The sequence below is a fragment of the Epilithonimonas arachidiradicis genome (assembly GCF_003610695.1).
GTDB classification, from domain to species: domain Bacteria; phylum Bacteroidota; class Bacteroidia; order Flavobacteriales; family Weeksellaceae; genus Epilithonimonas; species Epilithonimonas arachidiradicis.
The window spans coordinates 18,031-36,913 of sequence record NZ_RAQH01000003.1 but is presented as its reverse complement, the minus strand read 5'-3'; the positions used below and the strand labels follow the sequence as shown (position 1 = coordinate 36,913).

At 34.6% G+C, this 18,883-nt stretch carries 19 protein-coding genes; 6 read left to right on the top strand and 13 right to left on the bottom strand.

Features of this window, described 5'->3' with window-relative positions:
* Window positions 1-40 precede the first annotated feature (40 nt).
* The 3 genes from ggt to BXY58_RS05995 form a co-directional block, all read right to left on the bottom strand.
* Window positions 41-1,726 (bottom strand): gamma-glutamyltransferase, encoded by a 1,686-nt coding sequence (gene ggt / locus BXY58_RS06005; protein ID WP_120212924.1) that lies wholly within the window; start codon window positions 1,724-1,726, stop codon window positions 41-43.
* A 95-nt stretch (window positions 1,727-1,821) separates the two neighbouring features.
* Window positions 1,822-2,388: a pentapeptide repeat-containing protein gene (locus tag BXY58_RS06000; protein WP_120212923.1), complete on the bottom strand. Its 567-nt coding sequence runs from the start codon at window positions 2,386-2,388 to the stop codon at window positions 1,822-1,824.
* A 132-nt stretch (window positions 2,389-2,520) separates the two neighbouring features.
* Window positions 2,521-3,075, bottom strand: a complete 555-nt coding sequence (locus tag BXY58_RS05995; protein WP_147366811.1) for a hypothetical protein — start codon at window positions 3,073-3,075, stop codon at window positions 2,521-2,523.
* Between the two features lie 160 nt (window positions 3,076-3,235).
* On the opposite strand from BXY58_RS05995, the gene BXY58_RS05990 reads away from it, so the two are divergent.
* Both BXY58_RS05990 and BXY58_RS05985 read left to right on the top strand, forming a co-directional pair.
* On the top strand, window positions 3,236-4,582 hold the full coding sequence (locus BXY58_RS05990) for a glycosyltransferase family protein (protein WP_120212921.1): 1,347 nt from the start codon (window positions 3,236-3,238) through the stop codon (window positions 4,580-4,582).
* 230 nt (window positions 4,583-4,812) lie between these two features.
* Window positions 4,813-5,049 (top strand): YtxH domain-containing protein, encoded by a 237-nt coding sequence (locus BXY58_RS05985; RefSeq protein ID WP_120212920.1) that lies wholly within the window; start codon window positions 4,813-4,815, stop codon window positions 5,047-5,049.
* Between the two features lie 41 nt (window positions 5,050-5,090).
* Here BXY58_RS05985 and BXY58_RS05980 read toward each other — a convergent pair whose 3' ends face one another.
* The 3 genes from BXY58_RS05980 to rpsA all read right to left on the bottom strand — a co-directional run bounded on the left by BXY58_RS05980 (window position 5,091) and on the right by rpsA (window position 8,830).
* On the bottom strand, window positions 5,091-6,074 hold the full coding sequence (locus BXY58_RS05980; RefSeq protein WP_120212919.1) for an EamA family transporter: 984 nt from the start codon (window positions 6,072-6,074) through the stop codon (window positions 5,091-5,093).
* A 121-nt stretch (window positions 6,075-6,195) separates the two neighbouring features.
* A complete protein-coding gene (locus BXY58_RS05975) occupies window positions 6,196-6,954 on the bottom strand; it encodes a T9SS type A sorting domain-containing protein (protein WP_120212918.1) in 759 nt (252 codons plus the stop codon).
* Between the two features lie 85 nt (window positions 6,955-7,039).
* Window positions 7,040-8,830, bottom strand: a complete 1,791-nt coding sequence (gene rpsA, locus BXY58_RS05970) for a 30S ribosomal protein S1 (RefSeq protein WP_120212917.1) — start codon at window positions 8,828-8,830, stop codon at window positions 7,040-7,042.
* 413 nt (window positions 8,831-9,243) lie between these two features.
* On the opposite strand from rpsA, the gene BXY58_RS05965 reads away from it, so the two are divergent.
* Window positions 9,244-10,551 carry a DEAD/DEAH box helicase gene (locus BXY58_RS05965; RefSeq protein ID WP_120212916.1) on the top strand — a complete coding sequence of 436 codons (1,308 nt, stop codon included), beginning with the start codon at window positions 9,244-9,246 and terminating at the stop codon, window positions 10,549-10,551.
* 12 nt (window positions 10,552-10,563) lie between these two features.
* Here the strand turns inward: BXY58_RS05965 and BXY58_RS05960 are convergent, their stop codons facing one another.
* Complete coding sequence (locus BXY58_RS05960; RefSeq protein ID WP_229728390.1) at window positions 10,564-11,406, bottom strand: SMP-30/gluconolactonase/LRE family protein; 843 nt, start codon at window positions 11,404-11,406, stop codon at window positions 10,564-10,566.
* A gap of 127 nt (window positions 11,407-11,533) precedes the next feature.
* Here BXY58_RS05960 and BXY58_RS05955 point away from each other — a divergent pair, with 127 nt between their 5' ends.
* The 3 genes from BXY58_RS05955 (at window position 11,534) to BXY58_RS05945 (ending at window position 14,029) form a co-directional block, all read left to right on the top strand.
* Window positions 11,534-11,866, top strand: coding sequence for a MerR family transcriptional regulator (locus BXY58_RS05955; RefSeq protein ID WP_120212914.1), 333 nt, complete (start codon window positions 11,534-11,536; stop codon window positions 11,864-11,866).
* A 212-nt stretch (window positions 11,867-12,078) separates the two neighbouring features.
* Window positions 12,079-13,407 (top strand): ComEA family DNA-binding protein, encoded by a 1,329-nt coding sequence (locus tag BXY58_RS05950; protein WP_120212913.1) that lies wholly within the window; start codon window positions 12,079-12,081, stop codon window positions 13,405-13,407.
* Between the two features lie 115 nt (window positions 13,408-13,522).
* Window positions 13,523-14,029 carry a hypothetical protein gene (locus BXY58_RS05945; RefSeq protein WP_120212912.1) on the top strand — a complete coding sequence of 169 codons (507 nt, stop codon included), beginning with the start codon at window positions 13,523-13,525 and terminating at the stop codon, window positions 14,027-14,029.
* 106 nt (window positions 14,030-14,135) lie between these two features.
* Here the strand turns inward: BXY58_RS05945 and BXY58_RS05940 are convergent, their stop codons facing one another.
* The 6 genes from BXY58_RS05940 to BXY58_RS05915 all read right to left on the bottom strand — a co-directional run bounded on the left by BXY58_RS05940 (window position 14,136) and on the right by BXY58_RS05915 (window position 18,882).
* The gene (locus BXY58_RS05940) at window positions 14,136-14,774 is read right to left on the bottom strand and encodes an outer membrane beta-barrel protein (RefSeq protein WP_120212911.1); all 639 of its coding nucleotides are present in this window, start codon (window positions 14,772-14,774) and stop codon (window positions 14,136-14,138) included.
* 86 nt (window positions 14,775-14,860) lie between these two features.
* Window positions 14,861-15,583 carry a 23S rRNA pseudouridine(2604) synthase RluF gene (gene rluF / locus BXY58_RS05935; RefSeq protein WP_120212910.1) on the bottom strand — a complete coding sequence of 241 codons (723 nt, stop codon included), beginning with the start codon at window positions 15,581-15,583 and terminating at the stop codon, window positions 14,861-14,863.
* Between the two features lie 144 nt (window positions 15,584-15,727).
* A complete protein-coding gene (locus BXY58_RS05930) occupies window positions 15,728-16,621 on the bottom strand; it encodes a T9SS type A sorting domain-containing protein (protein WP_120212909.1) in 894 nt (297 codons plus the stop codon).
* A gap of 203 nt (window positions 16,622-16,824) precedes the next feature.
* A complete protein-coding gene (gene truB / locus BXY58_RS05925) occupies window positions 16,825-17,523 on the bottom strand; it encodes a tRNA pseudouridine(55) synthase TruB (protein ID WP_120212908.1) in 699 nt (232 codons plus the stop codon).
* A 157-nt stretch (window positions 17,524-17,680) separates the two neighbouring features.
* A complete protein-coding gene (locus tag BXY58_RS05920) occupies window positions 17,681-18,499 on the bottom strand; it encodes an undecaprenyl-diphosphate phosphatase (RefSeq protein ID WP_120212907.1) in 819 nt (272 codons plus the stop codon).
* 74 nt (window positions 18,500-18,573) lie between these two features.
* Window positions 18,574-18,882: a DUF3098 domain-containing protein gene (locus BXY58_RS05915; RefSeq protein WP_120212906.1), complete on the bottom strand. Its 309-nt coding sequence runs from the start codon at window positions 18,880-18,882 to the stop codon at window positions 18,574-18,576.
* Window position 18,883 lies beyond the last annotated feature (1 nt).

Below are 18,883 nucleotides of genomic sequence, written 5' to 3'. Positions count from 1 at the left end.
TTTGGAAGCCTTGCTTTTGTCTTTATTTAAGAGTAATCATTTATTCTACCGCTACAGAATCGTCGCCTCTTCCATCCGCTACAGCGTGGATATTCTGATGATCATCTATCAGAATGATTTCGGTTTTGCCAATCTGTTTGATTTTCTCGAATTTATAATTCTTTTTTTCAAGCGCTTTAATTGTTGTCTCCGGAAAATCGTATTCTACTTTCACCACCTCCGGCAGCCATTGATGGTGAAACTTCGGCGTATTAATGGCGAAATTAGCATTTTGATTAAAGTCAATAACACCTACAACCGCCTGAAAAACAGATGTCGGAATAGTCGTTCCGCCAGGCGTTCCAACTACCATTCTTACTTTCCCGTTTTTTAACACTATCGTTGGTGTCATCGATGACAGCATCCTTTTTCCCGGCTCTATCTTATTAGCTTCGCCGCCTACGGCACCAAACATATTCGGCACACCAGGTTTAATCGAAAAATCATCCATCTCGTTGTTCAGAAAAAATCCGGCGCCGGAAACCACCGTTTTGCTACCATAATAACCATTAAGTGTCGTAGTGATGGAAACTGCATTCCCGAGTTTATCCAAGATTGAGATGTGTGTGGTTTGCATACTTTCTTGCGGCTGTTTCACAATTGTTCCCACATCTTTGCTTGCTGTAGACTGATTGGGATTGTAAGATTTCCAACGGCTTTTGAGATATTCATCGGAAATCAACATTGATGTTTTATCTTCAGTAAAGTCGGGATCACCCATATATTCTGCTCTATCCGCATAAGCTCTTCTTTCCGCTTCTACCATTATTTGCACTGCTTCTGCCGAATTTTGCTGATATTTGGAAAGATCTTCATAGGAAGCCATTTTCAACATCTGTGCAAGCAAAGTTCCGCCACTAGAAGGCATTGGCATTGATACAATTTCGTTTCCTTTATAATCAAAGGTCAGAGCTTTTCTTTCTTTGGTTTTATAGTTTTTAAGGTCTTTTGCCTGGATAATTCCGTTCCCGAGTTTCATCTCGGCAAGAATTAGTTCCGCTGTTTTTCCTTCATAAAACTCTTTTTCCCCAGCTATTTGAATTCTTTTTAAAGTTTCTGCTAACTCCGGCTGGATCAAAAGGTCTCCGGCTTTCCAGCCTTTGTCATTAATAAAAACAATCTTATTTTTGTTATGTTTTTTGAAATCAGCTTGATGACGATTTAGCAGATCAGCTTCCTGTTCTGTAATAGCAAAACCTTTTTGTGCCAGATCTATTGCCGGTTCTATCAATTTTGAAAATGGAAGTTTTGCATATTTCAAGGTTTCAAACATTCCGGAGATGCTTCCGGGAACACCAACTGCCAGTCGCCCATATTGTGACAAATCTGTATTGGCATTGCCTTTTTTATCCCAATACATATCGAAACTTGCTTTGGACGGTGCTGTTTCTCGATAATCTAACGCTACTTTTTTCCCATCAGAAGTTACCGCAACCATAAATCCGCCACCGCCGATATTACCGGCCTGCGGATACACAACAGCCAATGCCAATTGAGTTGCAATGGCAGCATCAAAAGCATTTCCGCCTTCTTTCATAATCTTTGAACCCGCTTCACTTGCCAACGGATGGGCAGAGACAACCACACCTTTGTTTTTAACTTTGACTTCTTTGATGAGATTGAAGTCTTTATATTGTGCAGAAACCGTTACTGATAAGAGTAAACTTGCATATAGTATTTTTTTCATATTGTTTATTTGATTAGTATTTTATTAACCCCTCGAATTTCAAAAATGAATTGAAATCCATCTCTCCAAAGTAAGGGGAATTCTGACGTGCAAATTTAGTCTATAATTATTTGGAGCTGATGAAGTAATCCAGCGAGATTATCTCTTGAGAATTTTGCTTTTTTCAATTGGTTTTGATTTGGATTGATAGAAAAATGATGAGCAGTTCTAAAATCCGAATTGTCCAAGATTGTTCTGTCAAAAACGGCATTCAGAAGACTAGAATTATTGAAAACCGAACTTGAAAGATTCGCTTCTGTAAAATCGGCTTCACTGAGACTGCAATTTTTAAAAATGGTTTTTCTAATATCCAACTGATAAAATGACGAATGATTCAGGATACAATCTTCAAACTGGAAAGAGATATTGAATTGATGCGAATCTTCAAAACTGAGTCCAATCATCTTACAATTTTTGAATTTAACATCCCTAAATGCCGTGTTATTGAGCTTTGAATTGCTAAGATCACAATCTATAAAATCACAATTGGAAAATTTATAATCCGACAGATCATACCCGGAAAAATCAATCCCGATAAATTCGCATTCTTCATAATCACCTCTTTCTATTTGATGCGCTTTATAATCTTTGGAGGAAAAATTCTTCCCAGCTTCGTATATCATTATGCAATCTTTTTGACATATAAAATTACTGAATAGTTAGTGGATGCAGAAATAAGAAAATGGAAAATTCTGAAAAAAAATCATCATCATTTTGAAATAAAAACCTCAATCTTTCGACTGAGGTTTTTTTTATTATCTATGTTTATTTGGACCACCTTTGTGATGTTTATTAGGCTTGGGTCGGTTGAAGTTTTTGTGATGAAAACCCTTATTTGCCGGATGTCCGATTTTTGCGTACTTACGAACGGGAGAATTAAAATGCTTGTTCCTTACGTTTTTCTTAAAAGGTTTAGATTTATAATGATATCCATTATTACCTGCAATCAATCTTGGTGCATGATTTCCTCTGTACTTGGCATATTGCTTATAATGTACTTTATGTCTCTTGAATGGGTATCTGTCAACCAAAACCACTTTGTGAGTCCGATAGAGATTGATATGGCGGTAACTTACAGGCAAAACTGATGAATATAACCATCGGTTTCCGGAAAAATAATAATATCTGTGTTTTGGAACATTATAATAGATATCATATTCTGGCAGGTAATAGGATTCAACATAGTTGTAACCTCTCGGTCCCCAATCCGGCTGACTGTTTATATTGATATTAACATTGACCTGTGCTCTAAGAAGATTCGCAGTGAGACCTACAGTCATCAATACGAGTAATAACATTAACCTTTTCATATTTCATATTTTAAAACAAAATAGGTTCCAACAAAGATAATACCACAAGAAATATGGTTTGGAAATCGGCGGTTCCATTTTTAAGTATAGAATCATTTTGAAATCGCCTTAAAAACAGATAAATTTACAGAACCGTTTTGAGTTTACAGAACGTTTGAAAATGGAAAAAACGAAAAAAGTTTTAATTGTCACCTACTACTGGCCGCCGGCTGGCGGACCTGGCGTTCAGCGCTGGCTGAAGTTTGCCAAATATCTTCCTGAATTTGGTTTTGAACCAATCATTTATACACCTGATAATCCAAGCTATCCATTAATTGACGAGACACTCAATCAGGAGGTTCCTAAGAATCTAAAAATTGTTAAAAGCAACATTTGGGAACCTTATCAGATCGCGGAAAAATTCAGTAAGAGTAATAAAAAATTCAAAGGTGGACAGTTTGATGTTGGGAAAAACCAATCTTTCATTTCTAAACTTTCAATTTTTATAAGAGGAAATTTTTTCATTCCGGATGCGAGAAAATTTTGGATAAAACCTTCGATTCGGTTTTTGATGCAATATTTGGTTGAAAATAAAATTGAAATGATTGTTACGACTGGTCCACCGCACAGCTTGCATTTGATTGGTTTGGGCTTGAAAAAAGAATTACCTCATCTGAAATGGATTGCCGATTTCCGAGATCCTTGGACTGAGATTTCTTATTACAAACATTTGAAATTGACCTCAGCTTCTGACCAAAAACACAGACAGCTTGAAACATCTGTTTTTGAAAATGCTGATTTGACACTTGCAACAAGTTATACCGATGCCGAGAACTTCAGAAAAAATGGAGCAAATGCTTTTTGCGTGACAAATGGATTTGACAAGTCGGAGAGTTTGAGAATTCTAGAGTCTGAGAGTGGGAGCAAATCTCAAACTCTAGAATTCTCAGACTCTCAAACCCTCAAACCTAAATTCACGTTGAGTTATGTTGGTGTTTTGGAACAATTGAGAAATCCTGACAATCTTTGGAAATCTTTAACCGAACTGTGCGAAAAACATCCTGATTTTGCGAAAGATTTTGAACTGAAATTGGTTGGAAGAGTTGATGATAAAATTTTGAATGATATTGAGAGTTCTATTTTAAAAAATAATATTAGGAATCTTGGATATTTGGCGCACAATGATTCTGTGGATGAAATGGAAAATTCAGATTTGCTTTTGATTACTAATTTCCCAAACGAAAGTTCCAAAGGAATTATTCCCGGAAAGTTGTTTGAATATCTGGCGACTGGAAAAAAGATTATTTCGTTTGGACCAAAAGATGCAGATGTTGAAACGATTCTTAACAAGACCAAAGCAGGGAAGCATTTTGATTATTCTGCTAATGGGGAAATTCAGGATTTTATTTATTCGCTTTATAAAGATTGGAAAAGTGGAAAATCTATTCGGAATTCTGCAAATATTAATGAGTTCAGCAGAAAAGAATTGACGAAACAATTGGCGGAACTGTTGACAAAATTAGATTAAATGCTGACTGGTTCTACCCTGCGCAGCACGTGAGCGATGGTAACGGCTATCCTTTTGTCTGGCAAAGGACAAGCGCCGGCGACAAAAGATAATAGTGGACAGCGCGACCCTGGCCTTGGGAAAGCTTTGGAAAAGGGGCACGTCCTAAAAATAATTTTCGTTAAAATTAATCTGTGGCATAAATTTTTCTACTAACTTAGTATTCAAATATTAATATAAAAAATTATATCATGGGAAACAAGACGAATGGCCTGTTGGCTTTGTTAGGACTAGGAGCACTTGCTTGGTGGAAGTACAAAAAATCTTCTCCTGAAGATCAGCAAAAAGTGAAAGATACGATCAATAACGCGAAGGACAATCTGACGAAATTTGGTAACGATCTGAAGGATAAAGCGAACCAAACGGTAGATCAGCTCAAAAGTAAGGCTGAAGATTTTAAGAACGAAGCTCAGCAGTCTGCTGAATAAAATAAAAACGTCTCACAAATTGCGAGACGTTTTTTTATGCTTTAATGTGACATTCTGATTTCGTTTTGGCCATTCTTGGAAGGTAAATTCATCAAGACAATAGCGAATAATATCAAAACGATTCCCAGCCACTGGATCAAAATGACCTTCTCGTTCAACAGCATAAAGGCCATTGTGACAGAAACCGGCAGCTCCAGAGATGAGATGATACTTCCTAATCCAAGGCCAGCATTTGGGAAACCCAAATTGAACAAAATAGGTGGAATGATGGTTCCAAATAAGGCTAAAATAAATCCGTAGGTCCAGAAAATTGAATAATCGAACGGGCGGATATGTTGTGTATTCTCTGTAAAATTGAGATAAAACGATCTAAGTCCGTCAAAATACATCGGTCCAATCTGTGCAAAAAACAAAAATATAAGGACTACAACGGTTCCGCCACAAAGCATTGTTATACTTTTCCTAAGCACCGGCAAATGGGTGGCTAATGTGTTGGAGGTGAACATTGTCATCGTGAAAGATGCTGCCGCCAATAGACCCCAGAATATGCCGTGCCAATCGATCTCAACTTCCATATTGATCAAATTGGTCGCTAAAACGGTTCCCAGCAGAACGATAATTGTAGCAATGACTTTTTTTGCATTCGGGAATTTTTTGGCCATCACACTTTCTACCACCACACTGAACCATACGGACTGCATCAATAACACAATCGCAATAGAAACATTGATATACTGAACGGCGATGTAGTAAAACAAGCTGGTACAACCCAAAGATGTTCCTGCGAGCATCAGCATCTTAGCTTCTTTTGCGGTTGGTGCTGATAATTTTGTTTTGGAGGTTTTGGTCTGGATTATATTGAGTATTAATAATCCTACGAGTCCTAATATGAATTGTGCAGTTGTGACTTCTGAAGTGGTGAAGCCATCGTTGTAAGACATTTTAACAAAGGTTGCTAACATCCCATAGATGCTCGCACCCATCCCAACGAATAAAACTCCTTTTAAAATATTTTTCTTTTCCATAATTTTTTAGAGAGCCGGCGAATTTACGATTTAATATTTATTCTCCCTAAGACTTAAATAAATATGTTTACAATCTTTTGAAAGAAAAAAAAGCGCTTCGGGATTCGAAACGCTTTTTGTTTTAGTCTTTTATTAACTTAGTTTGTTTCTTGCTCCCATCTTTGTTCTCAATTGTCAGAATATAGACTCCTTTTTTGAGATCAGAAAGTCTGATTTCTTTTGAAGTTACAGCTAGTGTTTTGATATTTCTTCCAGATATATCAGCAATTGATACAGATTTTACTGCGTCTGCATTATCCAAATAGATGACTTCTTTGAAAGGATTTGGATATACTGTAGTTTCTTTCTTAGTAATATCGGAAGTTGCCAAGAATGGAGATTGAGAAATCTTGACATCATCCAAGATCACCCAATAATCACCAGAAGTCCATTGTCCCGAGATTCTAAATTTGAAATCCGCTCCAGCCGGAACCGAACTTTGAGGAATAGATCCTGACCAATTTGCACATGGCGCCACAGATGTTAAATTAATCGTTGACAAAGTCTGATAATTCTGACCACCATCAGCAGAGTATTCAACTTTTAGATTTCCGTTAACAGATCCGTTACTGTATATAAAAGTTTTATATTTGAAAGAGATATCCAACTTTCCACCATTAGATGATGTAGATGAATAAGTTGTTGAGCCGCCAGCACCGCCACTCCAGAAGCCTCTTGTCAAACCGTAACTACCAACACAAGGGGTTTCAACACTACTTCTGTAAAAAGATACATTAGTAAAGCCTGGCGTGCTAGAAGTTTCAAAACTTTCGCTTACATTAATTTGCGCTGATGAAAAAGCTGCAGTGATTAAGCTTAAAGATAATAGAATTTTTTTCATAGGTTATTTTTATAATAAAATTATTTTTTGGCTAAAAAAGCCACCTAAAAAAGGTGGCTCTGTATTTCAAAATGGTGAGAGGTGATTATTTACCTTCTTCCATTTTTCTTTTCAATTCTGCTAATGCATCGATATCTCCAAGAGTAGATCTTTCTTCGTTATTAGAAGAAGATGCTACGTTTCTTGCAGAAGCTTCTTTAGCGTTTTTCTTCTCTTCATCTCTGAAGATACCTGTATGAGAAACTACTACTCTCTTGAATTCTTTGTTGAATTCGATTACTTTGAATTGAGCTTCTTCTCCTTTTTTGATTTTAGATCCATCTTCTTTCTCTAATAATCTTGACGGACAGAACGCTTCAACTTCTACATCTTCGAACTGGATAGATGCACCTTTATCGTGTACTTCTACAGCTTTACCAGCGTGTACAGTTCCTTCAGCATATTTAGTTTCGAATTTATCCCAAGGATTTTCAGTCAATTGCTTGTGACCTAGAGATAATCTTCTTGCCTGAGTATCCAATTCAAGAACTACAACATCCAGTTTATCACCTACGTTGCAGAATTCTGATGGGTGCTTGATTTTCTTAGTCCAAGAAAGATCAGAGATGTAGATCAAACCATCGATTCCTTCTTCCAATTCTACGAAAACTCCAAAGTTTGTGAAGTTTCTTACAGTTCCAACGTGTTGAGAACCTACCGGATATTTAGCTTCGATATTTTCCCAAGGATCTTTGTTCAATTGCTTGATACCTAGAGAGATTTTTCTATCTTCTCTATCCAAAGTAAGTACTTCAGCTTCTACTTCATCACCTACTTTTACAAAGTCACCTGCAGATCTCAAGTGAGTAGACCAAGACATTTCAGAAACGTGGATCAATCCTTCTACACCTGGAGCGATTTCTACGAATGCACCATAGTCAGCAAGAACGACTACTTTTCCTTTTACTTTGTCACCTACTTTCAAGTCAGCAGAAAGAGCATCCCAAGGGTGAGCTTCTAATTGCTTCATACCCAATTGGATTCTTGTTTTCTCATCATCAAAGTCAAGGATAACAACTTTTACAGTTTGTCCGTCCTCAAGGATTTCAGATGGGTGGTTCACTCTAGACCAAGAAAGGTCTGTAATGTGGATCAATCCATCAACACCTCCTAAGTCGATGAATACACCATAAGAAGTGATATTCTTAACAGTACCTTCAAGAACTTGTCCTTTTTCTAACTGAGCGATGATTTCTTTTTTCTGACCTTCGATATCTGCTTCGATCAATGCTTTGTGAGATACAACTACGTTTTTGAACTCAGGGTTGATTTTCACAACTTTGAACTCCATAGTTTTACCTACGAACTGATCGTAATCTTTAATTGGCTTAACGTCAATTTGAGAACCAGGTAAGAATGCTTCGATTCCGTGTACGTCAACGATCATACCTCCTTTAGTTCTAGATTTCACAAAACCGTTAACGATTTCTCCAGTTTCGTGAAGCTCATTTACTTTATCCCAAGCTTTAAGCGTTCTCGCTTTTTTGTGAGATAACTGTAACTGACCTGATTTGTCTTCTCTTCTGTCAACCATTACTTCTACAACATCACCTACTTTAAGACCTTGGTTGTAACGGAATTCGTTAAGAGAAATAACACCTTCTGATTTGAAGTTGATATCAACAATCGCTTCTTTATCAGTTAATCTTACAACTTTACCAGTGATGACATCATTGTCTGTAAGATCGTTAAGAGAACCATTGTAGATTTCTTCAAGTTCTTTCTTCTCGTTTCTGTCCTCTGCATTAAGTCCTGACTCGAAAGATTCCCAATCAAATTGTTCTGGTGCTACGTTTTGGTTCAAAAGAACCTCTGCTGAATTTGTCTCTTTTGACATTTTCTAAAAAATTTGTATTCCTAATTATTTCAGACTTTGGCTTCGCTGTGAATCCTGAATAATATGGAAGATGTTAATTGTTAATGTTTTACTTCGCCTAAAGTGTGTTCACAAAAGTGGTGCAAAAGTAAGCAAAATATTTGAAACCAACAATAATTTTAAATAAATTCAAATTCGGCACAAGTAATTGATAATCAAATCACAATTCTACAAATTTTTAGGAGCTTATCCCGCTTTCCACTATATCTTTTTTGTCATTGCGAATGAAGTGAAGCAATATGTTCGACCATTTGTCAATCGCAATAACAAAAAAGGATGCCGTTACAATCGGGGCTATGAATTTGGTATTCTTATTTAAAATACAAGACAATTTAGGATTTTAAACCATCTTCCAAATCTCTTATCTTTGCAAAATGGAATTACAACCAATCTTCGAAAAACTGCAGATCACTGACATGAATCAGATGCAGAAATCTATATACAAAGCATCTGAAAACGAAACCGATGTGGTTTTATTATCACCAACTGGCTCAGGAAAAACATTAGGATTTTTGTTTCCTGTTCTTAGAAATTTGAAATTGGATTTCAAAGGAATCCAAGCAATTATTCTGGTTCCGGCAAGAGAATTGGCTTTGCAGATTGAGCAGGTTTTCAAATCTATGGGAACTGATTTCAAAGTGACAATTGCTTATGGCGGACACGATAAAAAAATTGAAATCAATAATTTGATAGAAGCGCCTGCAGTTTTGATTGGAACACCTGGAAGAATTGCTTATCACATAAAAAACGAAAACTTTGATCCAAACTCAATTAAAACTTTGGTTCTGGATGAATTTGACAAAGCTTTGGAATTAGGTTTTCAAGATGATATGGAATATATTATCGGCTCTCTGACAGGTCTTTCACAACGTATTTTGACTTCTGCAACGGTGATGGACAACATTCCAAAATTTGTGGAACTTAACAACGAAAAGAAAATCAATTTCCTTAAAGAAAATGAGTCAAAACCGAACATTCAGCTAAAAAAGGTGATGACAACACCTGAAGAAAAACTGAATACACTTTTTCAATTAATCTGTAAAATAGGAAACAAACGAACGTTGATTTTCTGCAATCACAGAGATGCGGTGGACAGAATTTCTGAGCTTCTGAGAGAAAAAGGGATCCAACGGGAAACCTTCCACGGCGGAATGGAACAAGATGAACGTGAACGCGCTTTGCTAAAATTCAGAAATGATTCGGCAAGAATATTAATCACAACAGATTTAGCATCAAGAGGTTTAGACGTTCCGGAAGTAGAATCTATCGTTCATTATCAATTACCTCCGAAAGAAGACGCTTTTATCCACAGAAACGGCCGAACTGCGAGAATGAATGCGAAAGGTTTTGCTTATCTAGTAATGACGGAAGACGAGAATTTCCCATTCATCAAAAGCAATACGCCGGAAGAAAATGTTTCAGAAAGCAATCGAGTTCCGGAAAGAACACCGAATCAGACAATCTACATTAGCGCAGGAAAAAAAGATAAAGTTAACAAGGTTGATATTGTTGGTTATCTGATTAAAAAAGGACAGCTTGAAAAAGATGATATTGGTTTAATCGAGGTCAAAGACACGACTTCTTATGTTGCAGTCAACCGAAAAAAAACCATCGAACTGCTTAAAAAATTAGCCAACGAAAAACTGAAGGGCAAGAAAGTAAAAATAGAAATCGCTTATTAATAAGCGATTTTTTTATTTGATTCCGGAAACATTCATCTTTAAAGCATAGACAGAGTGTGAAGCGGTGATAAATAAAGTCGAATTATTTTCCCCACCAAAAGTGACATTAGAAGTCCAATCCTCATCAATAGGAATATTAGTTATTTTTTCTCCTTTAGCATTGAAAATTGTCACTCCTTTTCCTGTGAGATAAAGATTGCCTTGGTTGTCTAGAGTCATTCCATCCGAACCCATTTCGCAGAATACTTTCTTTTCAGACAATTTTCCTTTACCAAGGATGTCGTAAACATAAGTTTTTCCAGCATCGATATCCGAAACATAAAGTTTTTTCAATTTTTGAGAACCGATAATTCCATTAGGTTGAACAAAGGTTTCCAGTATTGTAATTGTTCCGTTTTGATCTCTGTAATAGAGATTTTTTTCAGGAATTTCTACTTTGAAATTTTTCCAATAATCTCTTTTGTACAAAGGATCTGTGAAATAAATCCCGCCAGATTTATCGATCCAAAGATCATTTGGTCCGTTCAGTCTCTTGCCTTCAAAATCTTTTGATAAAACTTCTACATTTTTATTCTTTGAAATTTTCCAGATTTCGCCGTTATCATCTGAACAAGTAATCAGGTTATCATTTCTATCAAAATGAGTTCCGTTCGCTCGGCCAGTTTTACTTAGAAAAACTTCGATCTGATTGGTTTTCCAATTCCAAAAATAGATTTTATCATTGGGTTGATCTGTAAAATAGACATTTCCTTCTTTATCAGCAGCCGGACCTTCTGTAAAAGTAAATTGACTGGAAAGTAATGTGGGCGGAACCTCAAACAATTTTTCGTTTGAATTTTGAACTTTGCAATTCATAAGAATCAACAAAATCGCGACATAACGAAACTTCCAAAAACTTTGCATAGTATTAATTATAAAGTCGCAAGTTACAATTTGCTTAAAAGAATTAAAAATAATTATCTTTGGAAATTCGATTTAATCAATGAAACTTAATCTTCCAGATAAACTCTATTATTCTATTGGCGAAGTGGCCAAAGCTTTTGATGTGAACACATCTTTGATCCGTTATTGGGAACAGGAATTTCCCATCATCAAACCTAAGAAAAACAAGAAGGGAAACCGCTATTTCACGCCTTCTGATATTGAAAATCTGAAGATCATTTATCACCTCGTAAAAGAAAAAGGTTACACACTGGACGGCGCCAGAGTTGCATTGACAACCAATTCCAGAATCTCGGAAACCATTACTATTATTGATAGGTTGGAATTCATCAAAGCGGAACTTTTGAAGCTGAAGAATTCTTTGAACGATTAATACGAAGCTAGTTTTTACTGCATAGATTTGTACGGGAAATAAGATAAAATAGGAATTAAAGAACAAGACTATTTTGTCTTTTTTCAAGAGTAAGCTTTTATATTTCTATGTAATATGTGGCTTGTACCTATTTTTAAAAACTTTAGTAATAATTTTTATTAATAATTAATTTTCGATTTATTTTTTATTTAACTTTGGTTAAAACACAAAAGATGAATCCAAAATTACCTTTCCAAATCCGGAAAAGGCAAATTTTCAGCCTTATTATTTTCGGAATTCTCATTATTTTTTCACAGATTGCTTTTTCGATTTATAAGAAAAATCAACATTACCAAAAACCTCAAATCACTTTCATCTCACCAAAAGTTGAAGAGATTATTCTGGCTGAATTTAATCCAAATGATTTGGACGAAAACCAATGGAAGAATCTTGGCTTCAGTGAAAAGCAAATCAAAACGATTCTGAAATATAAAGAAGTTGTTGGCGGAAATTTCAAATCTAAGGAACAATTCAAAAAATGTTATGCTCTAACGGTCGAAAAATACGAACAACTGAAAGATTATATTCTTCTTCCTGAAAACAATTCTGATTTTAAAAACAATCCATCCACTTATAAACCTGATGAAAATAAAAAACTGAATATCAAAGGGAAATTCAATCCTGATTTGTATTCTCAAAAAGATTGGGAAAACCTTGGTTTTTCTGAGAAACAATCTGCTGCTATTTTGAAATATAAAAGTTATCTCGGAGGCAGTTTCATTAGTAAAGAAAAACTGAAGGAATGCTTTATGATTAATGATGAGCAGTTTTCTCAAATGTCGCCTTTCTTAATTTTACCTAACAAAACTCCGGAAAATCTGGCTAACAAATTTGAGAAAAAGAAAGAGAAAGAAGTGGTGAAAATCAATCAATATTTTGATCCAAATGATTTGAATCAAGAACAGTGGCAAGCGTTGGGATTTTCGGAAAAGCAAGCTATTTCGATTTTGAAATATCGAGACAAGATCCTGAAAGGTTCTTTCAAATCATTGGAAGACATTCAAAAATGTTTTATGATTTCGCCGGAAAAATTTGAAGAAATGAAACCTTGGATCAAACTTTCTGCACCTGAAAAACAGAAAGAAGAGAAACCAACGATTGCTGAGAAAACAGATTTTTCCAAAATCGATCTTAATCAAATTACTTTTAAACAACTACAGGAATTTGGATTTACAGAAAAAGATGCTGCCGGGATTTTAGCATTCAGAAAAAAGTTAGGTGGTTTTATTACTAAGCAACAGTTACTGGAAACCTATGACATCGACAGAGCCTTGGGTGAAAAGCTAATCTATATATCAAAGCTTGACAACTCAAATGTTCCGAAATATTCTTTAGCCGATGCGCCTGAAGATTGGCTGAAAAAACATCCGTACTTCAGATATTCCGCAGACAAAATCATCTATTACAGAATAACTTATCCGGATGATAAAAAGATTTGGAAATTTTTAAAACTGAAACCAGAATATGAAGAAAAAATGCGGCTTTATATTATTGATAAATAAATAATAGTGATTAAATTATAAATAATTAATATATTTAATAAAAAAAACTATGAGACATACAATTCTAATCTTATCATTAATATCATTATATTCTTGCCAAAATGATAATATTGTTATGGAAAATAATGATTTTCGACTAAGCAAAAATGAAAATAAAAAAGTTAGAGATACTACAATAAAATATGAAGAACAAGATATAAAAGAAGCCGTATTTGTTGCCTTCCCAACACTATCTTGTTCTAATGAAAAATACAAATATGTTGGCTATGTAGCAGCTAGAAATAAATCTAATTATTCTAGAGAAGTATACACAAAAATTGTTGATAAAAACACAAATTCAATTTATGCTTCACCTGTTTTCACAATTCCAGCAAACGAAAATCTTTCTAGTACAACGCAGCCGATTTTAAACTTCCAAACGCTTAATTCAAATAATATGGAACTACAAGTAATGAGTGTAAAAATCGGAGGCATTAATCAAACGGATTACAACTTTCCAACAATTAGTACATCAATAAATAATTGTACATACATATTTACTACAGATGGCAAAGCACCTTGTGAAGGAATGTCTGTAAAAGAATGCTTAGATCAATATTTTCAACCTGGATGGCAGTTTTGATTAGTATTACATTATTTTAGTCCAATAAACTCAATTATTAAGAATTTAAACAAAATAAAATCCGCTATAGAAATAGCGGATTTGTATAATAATATAGATTGAAAAATTATTTCAAACCGAAATTTTTAGAAATACCAACTGTAACACCTTTTCCAAAACCAAATCCGAAAGCATTTGTCTTCATATCAGAATCTTTGATTTTTTCTGACTGATAACTGATTCCTCCGATATTGAAATTAAGACCAAAAGAGTTTTTGAAGTTGATGAAAAGATTAGGTGTAAAACCAATACCAAAACCATTGGATTTTGTAGTTGTAGTATAAGCATAAGGACCTGTAGCTGCTACTGTAGATTTAGTATTATTAAATAAAACGTCTAAATCTCCAAAAACAGAAAAAGTTTCATTGAGCGGCAATGTATATCTTCCAAAAACACCATAAGTAAAACTGTTTGTTTTAATATTAGTGATTGCGTCATACATATCCCAACCATTCATAACCGTTTGATAATAATCTGCTTTTGAAGAACCAACAGCTAGTTTAACACCCGCTGTAAAATGGTCTGCAAACTGATAACCAATCATTGGAGTGAATTCAAAATCATCCGATTTCAAATCTCCAGCATTTGTAAAATTTTTCTTTGTTTCATTATTATAAGAAATATTACCTCCAACTAATAATGTATTTTTCTGAGCCGATACAAGACCAAATGCTGCGATCGCACCTGCAATAACTAATTTTTTCATTATTTAATGTTTTAAAAATTGAGGTGCAAAAATATAAAAGTCTGTATAGGTTTTTATCAACTAAAAAATGATATTTATCAGTAATTTCATTCAAAAGTTTTGCTGGAATCTGATAATAGATTGTTGAGTTGAGATAATTCTGAGACAGAAAGCTCGCGCCACTTTCCGACTGGTAAATCAAGCTTGATATTCATGATTCGGATTCTTTTCAGTTTTTTTACTTCATAGCCCAGATATTCGCACATCCTACGGATTTGTCTATTGAGACCTTGCGTGAGAACGATTCGGAAATTCATCGTATCGATTTTTTCTACTTCGCATTTTTTGGTTACTGTATCCAAAATCGGGACACCATTTCTCATCTTTTCAAGAAACTTTTCGGTTATTGGTTTGTCGACTCTTACCAGATATTCTTTCTCGTGATTGTTACTTGCTCTGAGAATTTTGTTAACAATATCGCCGTCAGAAGTCAGAAGAATAAGACCTTCGCTTGGTTTGTCTAATCTTCCGATCGGGAATATTCTTTTCGGATGATTAATATAGTCAATAATATTATTTTTTTCGCGTTTTGTATCTGTCGTACAAACAATTCCAACAGGTTTGTTGAACGCGATATAGATGAATTCATCTTGTGTTTTTTTTATCGATTTGCCATCAACAAGGATTTCGTCTTCATCAGAAACCTTGGTTCCTAGTTCCGGAATTTTACCATTAATCTTAATTCTGCCGTCTTCCAGAAGTTTATCCGCAGCCCTTCTGGAACAGTAACCCACTTCTGATAAATATTTGTTAATTCTAATTTTTTCCATTATAACTTTCCGTAAACAGTATAATTTTTTATTGCCGAAATAGTCGCACCTATTTATAAATAATTTGACAAAGCTATGTTTTATTAAAATTGAATACAAAAAAGCTCTACTTTTCAGTAGAGCTTGATAGCAATAAGAAGGTAATTATTTCTTGATTACTTTCTTAGTATAAGTTTTGTTATCTACTTTAACTTTTACAACATAGCTTCCTTTTGCAAGAGCAGCAACGTTTACAGATTTGGCACCATCATTTACAGACTTAACCAATTTACCTGCAGCATCATAAACTTCAACAGAATTAATTTTTCCAGCAACATCAAAATTCACAACATCTACAGCCGGGTTTGGATAAATTGTGAAAATATCTTTTTTACCAGCTTCAGAAACCGCTAATGTAGTGTCTTTTACTTGAATGTTATCAAAATAAGCATCAGTTCCAAAGTTATCAATTGCAAAATCTATCTCTTCAATAGTTGTTGCAGTTCCAATGGCTGTACCCGTATGAATTAGATTATTATTAAGATAATATTTGATTTCCCTTGTAGAAAAATCGATTTCAGCTTTTAGATTGTACCAAGTATTGCTGTTGTATGTGGTAATTTCTTCATATTCTTGAGTTTCATAATTTCCAATAAGTACATTACCTTCATAATCAAAATCGACATTAATTAATCCACCCTCTTCAGTAAAGACCATAAACATATTGTCAGAGCCACCTAATTCCGGAACAAAAATATCATAGGAAATAGTAGTCTTACCATACGAAGGAATATTTGTTATATAAATCCCTCCCAGTTCTGTATCATCATAATTAATAATTTTGACAGAATTAGTACCATCTGAAGCCTTTTCAGATGTGATTTCAGCCGTATCCTCCACAGATGCAGAATCACTCCAAAACGTATTAATATTTGCATTTTGACCTAAAATATCTCCAAGAGTGAAACCTTCTGAAGCTTCAAAAGAGATTTTTGTTTGTGCATTAACTGAATAAAAAATTGCTGATGTAGCAAAAAAAGATAATAGAATTTTTTTCATATTATTTATTTAAATTAAACATTCGTTTTAAAAAAGGAAGGCGAAAATAGGACATCCTTACCAAATAAACAATAGAATTAAACAGTAATTTAAATTTTAACTTATTATTAAGATTAACATAATAGTTAATTTTTTAATGTATTTAGAAATGTTATTTCAACAATAACTGAAGATATACTAAGAATTTGATAAAATAAATTAATTTAATTATTAAATTGAAATTCATTTTCAAGATAATCCGAGGTTGCATTTTCAACAGAATACTCTCCAATCTTAGTTCTTCTTAGCTGCGTAAGATAAGCACCAACTCCTAATTGCTGACCAATATCGTGCGCGAGACTTCTGATATACGTCCCTTTTGAACAACCAACAGTAAAGGAGATAAAAGGCAGATTGATCTCGATATTATTAATGTAATGTATAGTGGTTTTTCTGGATTTCATTTCCACATCTTCACCTTTTCTGGCTAAGTCATAAGCACGATTTCCATCGATTTTAATCGCTGAAAAAACAGGTGGTTTCTGATCAATTTCTCCAATGAATTTTTCTAAAGATTGATGAATATCCTCTTTTGTAATATGAGAATAATCGTTTTGCAGGATTTCCGGTTTTTCTGTATCGTAAGATTCGGTTTGAACTCCGATTTTAATTTCTGTCCAATATTCCTTTGGTGCATCTTGGATCTCCGGAATTTTCTTGGTGAATTTACCCGTGCAAACAATCAGAAGACCTGTTGCTCGTGGATCCAAAGTTCCTGCATGACCAATTTTGAATTTTTTAGGTAATTCTTTGAATTCTCTTTTGAGCTTATATTTCATTTTATTGACAGCCTGAAAACTGGTCCAATCCAAAGGTTTGTCCAATAAAAATATTTGTCCGGATTGTAATTCTTCTGCTGTCACTTTTGGAGTTGGAGATTTTGAGAGTTATAGAGTGTTTTTTTTAACGTAGAATCTGATTTGAGCAGAAATTTTTACACAGCATAGCGGAGTGAAAAAAAATTGAGTTCTTTGAACCACTTCTTTAGATTTTTGAGAGGGCGGAAATAGCCAAATAATTCTATTTAAAGAAATAAAAATAAATCAACAAAGCAATTCCAACAAAAATACGGTACCAGCCCCAAGGCTTGAAACCATATTTGTTTAGTAAAGCAATAAAAGATTTGATAGCAATCCAAGCTACAACAAACGCAACGATATTTCCAATTACAAAAATCAAAATATGGTCTTGTGAAGCCATAATCATCTCATAACCTTTCTGTGGATTTCCAGTTTCCTTGCCCCAGGTTTTTACAAAAACCGAATAAAGCGTAACAGCCAACATCGTAGGAACAGCCAGGAAAAAAGAGAATTCCGCAGCCGCTTTTCTGGATAATCCCTGGGACATCCCACCAATAATGGAAGCAGCACTTCTACTCGTTCCCGGCATCATTGCAAGACATTGCCAAAAACCAATGGTCACAGCTTTTTTGAAGGTGATTTCTTTTTCATCGTGAACAATTGGATTCTTGAACCAATCATCTGCAAACAACAAAACCACTCCACCTAGAACCAAAACAGATGAAATAGCGATTTGATTTCCTAAAACAGATTCGATTAAATCATCCAAGAAAAAACCAATAATCAGAGCTGGTAAAACGGCAAAAGCCAATTTATAATAAAATTGTAGATTACTGAAATCAAAGAACTTTTTCCAATAGGCTACCACTACGGAGAGTATCGCTCCGAACTGGATAGAAACCTGGAACATCTTCAGAAACTCAGTTTCCTCCAGTCCCATCAGACTTGCTGCGAAGCCCATATGAGCCGTTGAAGATATTGGTAAATATTCTGTAAGGCCTTCTATTATGGCGATGATAATCGCTTTTACTAAATCCATAGTGCTTTGTTATTAAAAAAAACTTTGTCTCAGTTTGACCAAGACAAAGTTGTTATTGTATTTCTTTTTAGAGTTTAATCTTTGTTTCTTTTCAGTATTGCAAAAACCTGAACTGCAAACCCCGCAATCACTAAAAGCGGCGCTAATCGGATTCTGCGGAAAGAGAAAATATCCTCGTTCCAATAATTTGGATCGAATTTTCCCTCTGGTGTTGTGTTAGCGTCAGCGCCCATCATCAATACAAATCCCAAAAGAATCAATCCAATACCGATCAGCATCAATTTGAAATTTTTGCTCCCAAAGTAGAACGATTTTTTTTCAACAGTTCCTTCAGATTTTCCAAACTGATCTGCAGAATATTTATTTTTTGTTTTTTTTGCCATT

Excerpts from the sequence above, each read along its gene's own strand:
- ggt (WP_120212924.1), bottom strand. The coding sequence starts at position 1,726 with ATGAAAAAAATACTATATGCAAGTTTACTCTTATCAGTAACGGTTTCT.
- BXY58_RS06000 (WP_120212923.1), bottom strand. The coding sequence starts at position 2,388 with ATGATATACGAAGCTGGGAAGAATTTTTCCTCCAAAGATTATAAAGCG.
- BXY58_RS05995 (WP_147366811.1), bottom strand. The coding sequence starts at position 3,075 with ATGAAAAGGTTAATGTTATTACTCGTATTGATGACTGTAGGTCTCACT.
- BXY58_RS05990 (WP_120212921.1), top strand. The coding sequence starts at position 3,236 with ATGGAAAAAACGAAAAAAGTTTTAATTGTCACCTACTACTGGCCGCCG.
- BXY58_RS05985 (WP_120212920.1), top strand. The coding sequence starts at position 4,813 with ATGGGAAACAAGACGAATGGCCTGTTGGCTTTGTTAGGACTAGGAGCA.
- BXY58_RS05980 (WP_120212919.1), bottom strand. The coding sequence starts at position 6,074 with ATGGAAAAGAAAAATATTTTAAAAGGAGTTTTATTCGTTGGGATGGGT.
- BXY58_RS05975 (WP_120212918.1), bottom strand. The coding sequence starts at position 6,954 with ATGAAAAAAATTCTATTATCTTTAAGCTTAATCACTGCAGCTTTTTCA.
- rpsA (WP_120212917.1), bottom strand. The coding sequence starts at position 8,830 with ATGTCAAAAGAGACAAATTCAGCAGAGGTTCTTTTGAACCAAAACGTA.
- BXY58_RS05965 (WP_120212916.1), top strand. The coding sequence starts at position 9,244 with ATGGAATTACAACCAATCTTCGAAAAACTGCAGATCACTGACATGAAT.
- BXY58_RS05960 (WP_229728390.1), bottom strand. The coding sequence starts at position 11,406 with ATGAATTGCAAAGTTCAAAATTCAAACGAAAAATTGTTTGAGGTTCCG.
- BXY58_RS05955 (WP_120212914.1), top strand. The coding sequence starts at position 11,534 with ATGAAACTTAATCTTCCAGATAAACTCTATTATTCTATTGGCGAAGTG.
- BXY58_RS05950 (WP_120212913.1), top strand. The coding sequence starts at position 12,079 with ATGAATCCAAAATTACCTTTCCAAATCCGGAAAAGGCAAATTTTCAGC.
- BXY58_RS05945 (WP_120212912.1), top strand. The coding sequence starts at position 13,523 with ATGGAAAATAATGATTTTCGACTAAGCAAAAATGAAAATAAAAAAGTT.
- BXY58_RS05940 (WP_120212911.1), bottom strand. The coding sequence starts at position 14,774 with ATGAAAAAATTAGTTATTGCAGGTGCGATCGCAGCATTTGGTCTTGTA.
- rluF (WP_120212910.1), bottom strand. The coding sequence starts at position 15,583 with ATGGAAAAAATTAGAATTAACAAATATTTATCAGAAGTGGGTTACTGT.
- BXY58_RS05930 (WP_120212909.1), bottom strand. The coding sequence starts at position 16,621 with ATGAAAAAAATTCTATTATCTTTTTTTGCTACATCAGCAATTTTTTAT.
- BXY58_RS05920 (WP_120212907.1), bottom strand. The coding sequence starts at position 18,499 with ATGGATTTAGTAAAAGCGATTATCATCGCCATAATAGAAGGCCTTACA.
- BXY58_RS05915 (WP_120212906.1), bottom strand. The coding sequence starts at position 18,882 with ATGGCAAAAAAAACAAAAAATAAATATTCTGCAGATCAGTTTGGAAAA.